Annotated in this window: 12 protein-coding genes; 2 read left to right on the forward strand and 10 right to left on the reverse strand. The window is 59.0% G+C overall.

Annotated features, from left to right (window positions below; genetic code table 11):
* Positions 1-3 precede the first annotated feature (3 nt).
* The 5 genes from ACIPY9_RS12025 to ACIPY9_RS12045 form a co-directional block, all read right to left on the reverse strand.
* Positions 4-630 (reverse strand): DUF4136 domain-containing protein, encoded by a 627-nt coding sequence (locus ACIPY9_RS12025; RefSeq protein WP_400700833.1) that lies wholly within the window; start codon positions 628-630, stop codon positions 4-6.
* Positions 631-653: 23 nt separating this feature from the next.
* Positions 654-1,403 carry a methyltransferase domain-containing protein gene (locus ACIPY9_RS12030; protein ID WP_400700836.1) on the reverse strand — a complete coding sequence of 250 codons (750 nt, stop codon included), beginning with the start codon at positions 1,401-1,403 and terminating at the stop codon, positions 654-656.
* Positions 1,400-1,705 (reverse strand): MazG-like family protein, encoded by a 306-nt coding sequence (locus ACIPY9_RS12035; RefSeq protein WP_400700839.1) that lies wholly within the window; start codon positions 1,703-1,705, stop codon positions 1,400-1,402. The genes ACIPY9_RS12030 and ACIPY9_RS12035 overlap by 4 nt, the downstream gene beginning before the upstream one ends.
* A gap of 276 nt (positions 1,706-1,981) precedes the next feature.
* A complete protein-coding gene (locus ACIPY9_RS12040; RefSeq protein ID WP_400700842.1) occupies positions 1,982-2,839 on the reverse strand; it encodes a MaoC/PaaZ C-terminal domain-containing protein in 858 nt (285 codons plus the stop codon).
* 27 nt (positions 2,840-2,866) lie between these two features.
* The gene (locus tag ACIPY9_RS12045) at positions 2,867-4,222 is read right to left on the reverse strand and encodes a 3-oxoacyl-ACP reductase (protein WP_400700845.1); all 1,356 of its coding nucleotides are present in this window, start codon (positions 4,220-4,222) and stop codon (positions 2,867-2,869) included.
* 121 nt (positions 4,223-4,343) lie between these two features.
* Between ACIPY9_RS12045 and ACIPY9_RS12050 the strand changes: the two genes are divergently transcribed.
* Positions 4,344-5,621 (forward strand): acetyl-CoA C-acetyltransferase, encoded by a 1,278-nt coding sequence (locus ACIPY9_RS12050; protein ID WP_400700848.1) that lies wholly within the window; start codon positions 4,344-4,346, stop codon positions 5,619-5,621.
* Positions 5,622-5,672: 51 nt separating this feature from the next.
* On the opposite strand, the gene estP is transcribed toward ACIPY9_RS12050, so the two are convergent.
* The 4 genes from estP to ACIPY9_RS12070 form a co-directional block, all read right to left on the reverse strand.
* Positions 5,673-7,601, reverse strand: a complete 1,929-nt coding sequence (gene estP, locus ACIPY9_RS12055) for an esterase EstP (protein WP_400700851.1) — start codon at positions 7,599-7,601, stop codon at positions 5,673-5,675.
* Between the two features lie 214 nt (positions 7,602-7,815).
* On the reverse strand, positions 7,816-8,058 hold the full coding sequence (locus ACIPY9_RS12060; RefSeq protein WP_400700854.1) for a pyocin activator PrtN family protein: 243 nt from the start codon (positions 8,056-8,058) through the stop codon (positions 7,816-7,818).
* 162 nt (positions 8,059-8,220) lie between these two features.
* On the reverse strand, positions 8,221-8,493 hold the full coding sequence (locus tag ACIPY9_RS12065) for a DUF1654 domain-containing protein (protein WP_400700857.1): 273 nt from the start codon (positions 8,491-8,493) through the stop codon (positions 8,221-8,223).
* Positions 8,494-8,648: 155 nt separating this feature from the next.
* Positions 8,649-9,260, reverse strand: a complete 612-nt coding sequence (locus ACIPY9_RS12070) for a LexA family protein (RefSeq protein WP_400700990.1) — start codon at positions 9,258-9,260, stop codon at positions 8,649-8,651.
* A 169-nt stretch (positions 9,261-9,429) separates the two neighbouring features.
* Between ACIPY9_RS12070 and ACIPY9_RS12075 the strand changes: the two genes are divergently transcribed.
* Positions 9,430-9,864 (forward strand): hypothetical protein, encoded by a 435-nt coding sequence (locus ACIPY9_RS12075; protein WP_400700860.1) that lies wholly within the window; start codon positions 9,430-9,432, stop codon positions 9,862-9,864.
* 195 nt (positions 9,865-10,059) lie between these two features.
* On the opposite strand, the gene ACIPY9_RS12080 is transcribed toward ACIPY9_RS12075, so the two are convergent.
* On the reverse strand, positions 10,060-10,342 hold a 283-nt coding region (locus ACIPY9_RS12080; RefSeq protein WP_400700863.1), incomplete at its 5' end, for a hypothetical protein.

Genomic DNA, 10,342 nt, shown 5'->3' on the forward strand with positions numbered 1-10,342 from the left:
GGGTTATGAAGGAGGATACGCCGTCAGGGCCTGTTGCACAGCCTGACGTAATGCTTTGCCACGAGAGGCTTCATCGTTGCCGCTCGAGGTGTCGGCGCTGGCGCTCCATACGGGTTGGCCGGTACGGGCATCGAACAGGTTGATCTGCACGACCATCACTTTTTCCTGATAGGTCCGCACGACGGGCACGCTGGCATACCCGCCATAACCGTGGCGGTAGCCGTCGTAACGCCCAAAACCTGCTCCGCCTCCGTAATAGGGGTCGTAATAATCGTCGCGTACCTGACGCAGCCGGATTTCCTGGCGAATCGAAGCGCTGACGTGAACATCTGCCGGTTGCGCGTTGCGGGCCGGGCGCAGGCCGCGTTGGTCAAGCCCGTTGCTGACGGCATCGGCCAGTTGCGCCGAATCCATCCAGGCCGTTCCCGGTGGAAGCTGGCCATTGAGCCAGGCCCAGTTGCGGTAACGGGCGTAATCCCGGGGGGCGGCCGGGTAGGCGCTCATGTCCAGGGTCGTGGCCGCCTGCGGGGGAGCAGGCGGCAGAGGGGCGGAGCTGGCGACGTACGGATTGTCGCTCTGGCAGGCGCTGATGCCGAAGCAGAGGGTGATCAAGGCGAGGATGCGTTTCATGCTGATTGATCTCCGCGGAGGTTTCAGACCGGGCGACATATCCAGTGCAGGTATCGACCCAACCCTGCAAAGCCCGGATGGCGTCGATGGGCCAGCTCCATTTCCAGCAGGTCCTCAAGTTCGGCCCGTGCCTGGAACTCGACCGGCATATAGTCATGGAACACCCGGACGCCGCTCTGGGTTTCGACTCGCCAAAGGCCTTCAAGTTGCGCCGCCAGTTCCCGAGGGTCAAGCGGCTGCTGTGGGGTCAGGCTCTGCTTTTCGCCGGCCATGTCATTCTTGCGCATCTTGCGGAAGTGGCCCTTGAGCAAGTTGCGATAAATCAGCGCGTCTCGGTTGTAGAAGGCCAGTGACAGCCAGCCTTCCGGCCGGGTCAGACGATGCAGCACGGGCAGGATCGTGTGAGGCTCGGCCAGCCATTCCAGCACGGCGTGGCATATCACCAGGTCATAGGGCTCGTTCAACTGGCCGGGCAGCTCCTGCCAGGGAGCCTGAATGAAGGTTGCGGTTTGCCCTGCATCGGCAAAACGCTGGCGTGCGCCTTCTAGCATCGGTTCGGCCGGCTCGGCCAGGGTGACGTCATGGCCGCGCTCTGCCAGCCACAACGACATATGCCCAAGGCCCGCACCAATATCCAGAACACGCAATGGACGCTCCGGCAGCGCCTCGGCAAGGTCGGCCTGTAAAACGGCAAGACGAATGGCGCCTTTGGCACCGCCGTAGATCTTTTCTGCGAAGCGGGTGGCCAACTGGTCGAAATGACGATCGCTCACTTGGCGAATCTCCGTTCGCTGTCCGCCAGCTTGCTGCGCACGACATCTTCCATGTTCAAGCCAAGTTCGCTGCACAGAAGCAACAGATAAAGAACGATGTCACCCACTTCCTGACCTGCATGGGCCAGTTGCTCCGGCGGCAGTTCACGGGACTGGTCTTCGCGCAGCCACTGGAAAATCTCTACCAGCTCGGCCATCTCGACGCTGGCGGCCATGGCCAGGTTCTTGGGGCTGTGAAACTGTTTCCAGTCGTTCTGGTCGCGGATACGGTGCAGGCGTTGGGTCAATTCGTCGAGGTTCATGGGGGTCTCCTGAAGGCGCATAGCTTCAGGGGGAACAGCGCTTCAGGCAAGCCTTCGTAGATGAATCCGTTCTTGCCTCACGAGTCGCTCAGCAAACGAAGGACTTGTAGGACCGGATTCATCCGGGAAGGCATTCTTTCTGACAACGCAAATGTTGTGAATGTAAGGGCCTCTTCCCGGATAAATCCGGTCCTGCTTGTGGCGAGGGATGCCATCGGCAGGAGCGAATTCATTCGCGAAAAAAGTCCGGAGTGAACGCCGTTGTGACGCAAGCGATCACTCCTGCACCGGTTGCCAGCTCCCGATCATGTGCACGATGCCTTGTTCGTTCTCGACACGCAGCTGGCCATGGGAACCCGCTGCGCTGGCCGACAGCACCACATTGTCGGGCAGTCGCACCGGTTTCTGGAATTGCACATGAATTTCGACGTTCGAGGTAGGCAGATGGTCTCCCAGGATGGCCAGGCTGTGGGCCTTGAGCCACATGCCATGGGCGATGGCCCGCGGAAAGCCGAACAGCTTGGCGCTGGGAGCGCTCAGGTGAATCGGATTGTAATCACCGGACACCTTGGCGTATTGCCGACCGATGTAGGAGGGCGCTTGCCAGCGGGCCAGCTCGCTCATGGCCAGGGAGGCCGGTTCAAAGTCACCGCTGATCCCGCCGTCCAGTTTCACATCCTTGCAGAGCATGGTGCTTTCTTCATCCCAGAGCAGACCCAGACCGTCTTCAACCTGGGTGATCAGGTCGAACGTCGCGCCTTTGGCATGCGCTTGCAGGTTGTCTGCCTGAACGCTGACATACAACTGGCTGACGCCTCCAAGCGGACGATGGATCCGGATGCGGTTGGCGATGTGGATCAGGCCCAACAGAGGGAAGGGGAACTCCCGCGAGGTCATCAGTTGCATCTGCAAGGGGAAGGCCAGCACATGCGGGTAGGTGAGAGGCAGAAGGCTATCGTCCTTGAAGCCACAGACACTGCGGTAAGCGGCCAGCTTTTCGGCATCCAGCGACATCCAGTTGCGCAGGCCGAGGTCGGGTAATTGTGTTCCGGTGACCTTGCGCTTCAGTGCCGCCTGTATGAACAGATTCGGCAACGGTTGCAAGGAATCCAGGTAGCGCCAGTGAGCAGTCATTATCCATCTCCTTGAACGAATCCGGGTTCAGGCCCCAATCACACTTTGCCCGCAGACACGCAGCACCTGGCCGGTCACCGCGCCGCTACCGGGCTGACTCAGCCAAGCCACGGCTTCGGCCACATCCTGGGGCAAACCGCCCTGGCCAAGAGAGCTCATGCGTCGACCTGCTTCTCGCAAGGTGAAAGGCATTTCGGCGGTCATGCGGGTTTCGATAAATCCGGGCGCGACGGCATTGATGCTGATACCTCGCGGCTGTAGTGCGGGAGCCATGGCGCGAGCGAGGCCAATAAGCCCTGCCTTGCTGGTGGTGTAATTGGTCTGCCCACGATTGCCGGCCAGACCGCTGATGGAGGCCATCAAGACGATCCGGGCATCGTCGTTCAAGGTGCCGTTATCCAGCAGAGCCTGGGTCAACGTCTGCGGTGCCTCGAGATTGACTGCCAGTACCGAGTCCCAGAAATCCACAGGCATGTTGGCCAGGGTCTTGTCGCGGGTGATGCCAGCGTTGTGCACCAGAATGTCGATTCCACCATTGAGGTGTTCAAGCAGCTGAGTGACGGCTTCGGCGCTGCAAATGTCCAGGGGCAGGGCCTGTCCACCCAATCGTGCGGCCAATGCTTCCAGGTCGCTGCGAGCCTGGGGAACGTCCAGCAGAACGACCTGTGCGCCATCGCGGGCAAGGGTCTCGGCAATCGCGGCCCCGATGCCACGAGCGGCACCCGTCACGACAGCCTTGCGGCCTGCCAGCGGGCGACTCCAGTCCTTGACCTGTGCGGTGCATGAACTCAAACGAATGACCTGGCCCGATATGAATGCGCTTTTGGGGGATAGAAAGAAACGCAAGGCCCCTTCCAGCTGGTCCTGTGCCCCTTCATCCACGTGCAGCAGTTGTACCGTGCCACCGTTGCGCATTTCCTTGGCCAGAGAGCGGCTGAAGCCCTCGATCGCCTGTTGGGTGCTGGCTGCCACAGGGGCCTCAAGGGTCGAAGGGGCCAGCCCGAGGATCACGATATGGGCGCAATGATCCAGGCTGCGCAGCAGAGGCTGAAAGAACTCGCGCAACTGCTTGAGCTGCTCGGGTCGCACCAGCACGCTGGCGTCAAAGACGACGGCTTTGAGCTTCGGGCCTTGTTCGGCAGCCCAGGCCGTGGCGCCGGGAATATCGCTGCCAAAACTGTAGAGCGAGTCGGTCAGGCGCTGGGCGAACAGGCGGATGTGATCCGCGAGAGGTCCGGCACTGATCAGCAGGGTTCCTTCCACAGGCCGCAAGCGTCCGGCTTGCCAACGTTCCAGATGCATCGGCGTCGGCAGGCCTACGGCTTTCACCAGGCGCCGCCCCATGTCGGAGTTGGCAAAGTTGATGTAGCGATCGGACGACATGGAACACTCTCCTTGAGTCGGGGTTCAAAGAAGTGGACCACACTGACGGGACATTTGTTCGTATGTCTCTACGCTGTTCATCTGCCTGTCTGAATAACGCTTGAAGAAAAGGGAGCTTTCCATGACGCAGCTACGTCGGGTCGCCATCATCGGCGGTAACCGGATTCCATTTGCCCGCTCCAGCGGTGCCTATGCCACAGCCAGCAATCAAGACATGCTGACCGCTGCGCTGGAGGGATTGATCGAGCGTTTCAACCTGCACGGGCTGCGCATGGGTGAGGTGGCATGCGGAGCGGTACTCAAGCACTCCCGGGATTTCAACCTGACCCGTGAGTGTGTGCTGGGTTCTCGTCTGAGTGCGCAGACACCGGCTTACGACCTTCAGCAAGCCTGCGGCACCGGCCTTGAGGCTGCATTACTGGTCGCCAACAAGATTGCCCTGGGGCAGATCGAGTGTGGTATCGCCGGAGGCGTGGACACCACATCCGATGCGCCGATAGGCATCAATGAAGAGCTGCGTACCCTTCTGTTGCAGGCCAATCGCAGCAAGACCAGTGCGGACAAGCTCAAGGCCTTCCTGCAAATGCGGCCCCGGCACCTCAAGCCCGAGTTGCCCCGTAACGGCGAACCGCGTACGGGCTTGTCCATGGGCCAGCATTGCGAACTGATGGCTCAAACCTGGGGAATCGAGCGCGAGGCGCAGGATCAACTGGCGCTGGAAAGCCATCTGAAAATGGCGGCAGCCTATGCCGAAGGCTGGCAGAGCGACCTGATGACGCCTTATCGAGGACTGACTCGGGACAACAACCTGCGTCCCGACCTGACGCTGGACACGTTGAAGGGCCTCAAGCCTGCTTTCGAGCGCAGCGCCAGGGGCACATTGACGGCGGGCAACTCGACGCCACTGACCGATGGTGCCTCGCTGGTCTTGCTGGCCAGTGAGGAATGGGCCAAAGAGCGCGGATTACCGGTATTGGCGTACTTGCGTGATGGCGAGACGGCAGCCGTGAACTTCGTCAAGGGAGAAGAAGGCCTGTTGATGGCGCCTGTGTATGCGGTGCCGCGCTTGCTCGCACGCAACGGCCTGACCTTGCAGGACTTTGATTACTACGAAATCCATGAGGCCTTCGCTGCTCAAGTGCTGTGTACGCTCAAGGCCTGGGAAGACGCCGAATACTGCAAGACCCGTCTGGGCCTTGATGCTCCCCTGGGAGCCATCGACCGCAGCCGGATCAATGTGAAAGGCAGCTCACTGGCCGCCGGGCATCCTTTCGCGGCAACGGGTGGGCGGATCGTTGCCAACCTGGCCAAACTGCTGGCCGTGGCAGGTCAGGGGCGCGGTCTTGTTTCCATCTGTGCCGCAGGTGGGCAAGGGGTGACTGCTATTCTGGAGTTGTGAACCCGGCTCCCCATTGCACGCCTGCCTGTCCGCTTGCAGTGGGGGGCTGATTCAAAAGTCCAGGCTCAGTGCAACACTCACACCCTGTTGCGTCACGTCATCACTCTTGCGCCAGTTGTAGCCTGCACGCAGTGTCAGGTCGCGGCTCAGTTTCTGACTCAATCCAAGGCTGGCACGGTTGAGATTGCGCTGCGGTGCGTAACCCTCAAGGGTGAAGTCAATGGACGGAACACTGTTGAGCGCCATGGTCACGTCCTGCCGGTCGGTCTCGAACTCCCGCTCATGGGCAAACTCTCCCCAGAGCCGGGTCGATGACGTCAGTTGGAATTTGCCTTGTAGCCCCACGCCTGCCCGCCGGGATTTACGGGTCTGATCACTGAAGGTCAGAGCGGTCGAGCGGCTGCTCTGTTCCGAGTAGCCCTCCACATCCACATGGGCGTAATCGGCGCTGATGAAGGGCGACAGATGCCAGCGGCTTGCTGTCCCGGCGATATCAAAACCCAGCCGTGCGCTGGCAGCCCAGAGCTTGCCATCGGTGTCGCCTTTCTCCTGTCCTTCGCTGACGCCCAGCGCGAATGTACGCTCGGCCTTGTCGTAATCCAGATGCCCGCCGGATGCGGCCAGGTCTCCCCACCAATGGTTCGCCTGATATTGCACAAAGACCGTCGCGATGTAGCTGTTGAGCCGGTATTCCGAGTCTTGCGCACCCGCTTCCAGGCGCTGGCGATAAACCCCGGCGACCAGCCCGGTGCGCCAGTGCTCGGCGAATCGGTAGCTGCCGCCGAGGGTCAGGTTATAGCCACGACCGTCAGCATCGGCAGAGGTGTCCTGAGCGTCGAAGTCCACTTTTTGACCGCCCGCAGCCAGTATGCTCCGCCACTGCCCCACGGCTTGCCAATCTCCCCAATCGTTCAGCCATTGGGCGCGCAGTTCGTCCTGCTGGATGCGTAATGTACTGTTGGCCATTTCCGGGAGCAGGGTGATTTCCCAAGGGGCAGCCAGCAGCGAATAGGCGTAGTCGGCAAACAGCCGTTGGGCTGCGACGGTCGGATGGACACGATCATTGAAGAACAATCGGTTCGGGTCCGGTGTTGCACTGTCCAGGCCGTAGGTGCTGTTTTCATCGCAACCTGCGCCGTTGAAGCAGGTGCCCACCAGATCCTGGTCGGCTGCGAAACCGAAGCGGCCGGGATCGGCCAGGGTTTCACTGATGAAGAGCGGGACGTTGAGAGGGATGATCTGGGCGTCGATCTGCTCCAGCCGACTGACCAGCTGTTCATTGAAGTCTGCACTGAGCGCCGAGGTTACGGGTTGCAGGATCGTGCCGCTCAGAAGCGGCGTCAGGCCGATGTCCGGGAGCAGCCAGACCATGATGTAACGGGCTCCCGCTTGTTGCAGCGCCTGAACGCTGTCGGCCAGATTGTCGGCGGCGTCCTCGGCATCATCACTGCTCAGCACCTGACCTTGCAGGAAGTCATTTCCGCCACCTGTCAGGTAATACAACGCATTGGGATCGGCCTGAAAGTTGTTGCCCGGCAGGTAGCCCGTCCGGGTACGAAGCACGGTGTCGGTATCGGGTACGACCACACTCGATTCAGAGGTGATGGCATCGTAGATCTGATCGGTCCGGTCGCCGCCGACGGCCCAGTTATTGCCGTCGGGTACCCCCAGCGCCGCATTGACCGGGGAAGTGGAGGCCGTCAGATCATTGGCCGGGATATTGAGCATCATGCCGAGCAGCGTCGATGAGTTCAGACCGATGATTTCGCCGCTGCCATCCTGATATGTCGGGCCCACGCGATTGGTGAAGCGCAACGTGGCACCGCTCGGGCCATCTTCATCAGGAAACTGCCCTGCATCGGCCAGGCTGTCGCCGAACACGATCATCGTGGAGTAAGGGGTGGGGGCCGCCAATGCCGGAGTGCAGGCCAAGGTAAAAAGACATGCCACCAGTGGCATGTGCAGTGATGTTCTGGTCATGGCAAAGACCCTTTTTATTGTTCTGTCACTGTAGGGACCCTAGCAAGCATCCCGGCGACTTCCAGAACTCAAAGGACTTACCGCCCAGTGGTGGTAGAACGAATCGAAAGGTTGGATGAATCTGTGTCGAAGCGTTTACAACGGCGTGTTTTCGGAGCAGATCGCGGCGGGTTCGCTTCAGTGCAAGACCCGCCGACCGGCTGGTTCTTCCATGTCAGGCGGCTTGATCCTGGGCAAGCGTATCCAGATAAGCCGCCAGTTCATGCAGGTACACGAAGGGATGTCCCTGACGTGTGCCGCCGGTGCGGTTGACCTTCAAAGCGATGCGCCCGGCGTTGATCTTGCGCAGCAGGTTGCGGTCGTTGGAAATGTGGGAAAAGTACCGTTCCCGGACAGCGCTCAGCGTCGGGCATGGGGTGGCGAATTCTTTGCGCAGCAGATCCAGAGTGTTGCTCATATGGGTTACTCCCTGTGGGTAAAGGTCTGAGTCATGTGCGTCTCTATTCCCAGGGACCATCTGGTCTTGAACCGTGTTGCGTACAAGGCGCGTTCATCTGTGATGAGAGACGTGAGGCAACAATACGATATGTATTTTGATTGTGCAATACGTTTTGTATTGTCATCTACATTTTGTATTTTCTTCGCTCTCACATTCGACGTACCAGGCGAGGTGGATCGTGTCGTTTGCGCTATCGCAGGTGAGGGTGACGCCTTCGGCCTCCATGAGTTGTTCCACGATCTGTGCCCAGTGCAGGCGCGATTCGCCGGGTTCCCGGCGTATGGATACCTGGTGCTCGATCTGCGCCCGGTCGCTGGTGATGAGTGCTTGAATACGTTGTGCCAATGCCAGATAGGCATCGTGCTGTGAAATATCAGGTATCCACACAGGCATGCTTTAATTCCTTTTTACTGTATGTGCATACAGTAATTCAGGTCTTTTTCCTACGCAACCGCGAAATGTGTCCGTCATATGCGTAACGAGCGGTGCAAATGCAGCGGACACAAAAAAGCCCCGAAAAGACGGGGCTCCTGTCTGAAAGGTGCGGGCTAGAGCCGCATGGTCATTTGCCTGATGACGCCGACCAGTTTGCAGTCCTCAGTGACGGGGATGATGGGGTAGGCAGGGTTCAAGGGTTTCAGGTAGTAGCGGCCAGCATCTTCGACCAGCTTCTTGAACGTGGCTTCGTTGCTCTCTGGAAGCTTGGCAATCACCAGTTTCCCGGGCGTTGGCTCAATGCCGGTATCGACCAGAATCAGCATGCCTTCCGGAATGCTCTGGCCTGCGGCGGCGGTCATGGAGTCGCCACGAACCACCAGCCAGAAGGCTCGCCCCTTGGCTTTGTAGTCGCTGAGTTCAACGGTATCCGAGAAACCGGCAGGGTAAGGTTCTACCGCCTCGTTCCAGCCTCCGGCCTCTACCCAACTGATCACCGGGTAGCGGTAGAAGCGCGAGGGCTGAACCGTAGGCGCAACGTTCTGTTGCCCTGCCTCACTGGAGGGAAGCGAAGTTTCAAGAAGAGGCAGTTCCAGTTCGCCCAAGAGCCGATTGATCACATCGATTTTCGGTTCGCGCTTGCCGTTCAGCCAATGCCCCACAGCACCTGGAGTCACGCCCATTCGTTCAGCCATGTCTTCCTGGCTGATTCCCTGGTTGTCCATGGCCTGTCTAGCGATTTCATACCATTTGTTCATGTGCGAAATACTACAGCCTGTATGGTTTTCAACAATCGACACAGTGTAGCCATTTATGATGGATTTTGAATACAAAATGTATTTAACTGTATAAATATACAGTTTTGCTGATGTTCATTCAGCATGGAGGAAGCACATGATCGATGAAGTCGAAGCCGTAATGATCAATTGGGGCGAGCAGCGGATGCGGCTCGGATTGGGTGGAGGATTGAGTAGCCCAATGGCCAGCATCATGGAATGGGGGGCTTATATCCCGCGACGCACGCCGGGCTCCAGGGCGCTGATCGGTAACGGGAGTGGCATGGATTACATCGGCAGCGAAGTCGAAGCGGCCATTGCAGAAATGTCCCGTGCCTCGGTCAAGAGCAGAGGCCCTGAATTGGCACAACTGGCGCAATACCGTTATGTCGATCTGCTACCCGTCCGCGAACAGATGCGCCTGCTGGGTATCAATGAAGGTGCCGACAGGACTTACCGGAACTGGCTGGACAAGCTGCACCGGCAAGTGTTCTCGATTCTGGCGACACGCAGTGAAAGTCGCAGTGGCAAGCATAAGCTGCAGGCCTCCTGATTCTCCCTCCCAAGCTCTTCTTATATACGCCTGCAACCCCCTTCCTGAGCTCCCCGCGTTATAGAGGGACATCGCTCCCTCACTTCAATACTCTTCGCGAATGAATTCGCTCCTACGCAGCCTGTAGGAGCGAATTCATTCGCGAAAAAAACCAACGCCATCCCACATTCTCCAGCCAGAAATCAGCAACGCTTTTTACCGTTCATCCGCCTCAATTGTTGATGTGTGGCTGAACTCAGGTCGAAGTCTGGTCGAACTCGACCCACCCCCAAAAAGGTCCTTTTCCTCCTTTCCGAACGGGGGTACAAAGGCACCACGATATGCGATTTGCGTCTGGGGACAGCCACTCGGAACGCGCAGTTGAACGCCACATGCAGACAGGTTCTGACCTTTTATTAAACCCGCCTCCGTGCGGGTTTTCTTTTTTGAAAAGGTCAGCGAAATACGGAGATTCATACCGATGCTGAAAGATTGCCGG

The organism is Pseudomonas sp. NPDC089734, from assembly GCF_044748865.1.
Lineage (GTDB): Bacteria > Pseudomonadota > Gammaproteobacteria > Pseudomonadales > Pseudomonadaceae > Aquipseudomonas.

Coding starts and splice junctions, on each gene's coding strand:
- ACIPY9_RS12025 (WP_400700833.1), bottom strand. CDS start 630: ATGAAACGCATCCTCGCCTTGATCACCCTCTGCTTCGGCATCAGCGCC.
- ACIPY9_RS12035 (WP_400700839.1), bottom strand. CDS start 1,705: ATGAACCTCGACGAATTGACCCAACGCCTGCACCGTATCCGCGACCAG.
- ACIPY9_RS12040 (WP_400700842.1), bottom strand. CDS start 2,839: ATGACTGCTCACTGGCGCTACCTGGATTCCTTGCAACCGTTGCCGAAT.
- ACIPY9_RS12045 (WP_400700845.1), bottom strand. CDS start 4,222: ATGTCGTCCGATCGCTACATCAACTTTGCCAACTCCGACATGGGGCGG.
- ACIPY9_RS12050 (WP_400700848.1), top strand. CDS start 4,344: ATGACGCAGCTACGTCGGGTCGCCATCATCGGCGGTAACCGGATTCCA.
- estP (WP_400700851.1), bottom strand. CDS start 7,601: ATGACCAGAACATCACTGCACATGCCACTGGTGGCATGTCTTTTTACC.
- ACIPY9_RS12060 (WP_400700854.1), bottom strand. CDS start 8,058: ATGAGCAACACTCTGGATCTGCTGCGCAAAGAATTCGCCACCCCATGC.
- ACIPY9_RS12065 (WP_400700857.1), bottom strand. CDS start 8,493: ATGCCTGTGTGGATACCTGATATTTCACAGCACGATGCCTATCTGGCA.
- ACIPY9_RS12070 (WP_400700990.1), bottom strand. CDS start 9,260: ATGGACAACCAGGGAATCAGCCAGGAAGACATGGCTGAACGAATGGGC.
- ACIPY9_RS12075 (WP_400700860.1), top strand. CDS start 9,430: ATGATCGATGAAGTCGAAGCCGTAATGATCAATTGGGGCGAGCAGCGG.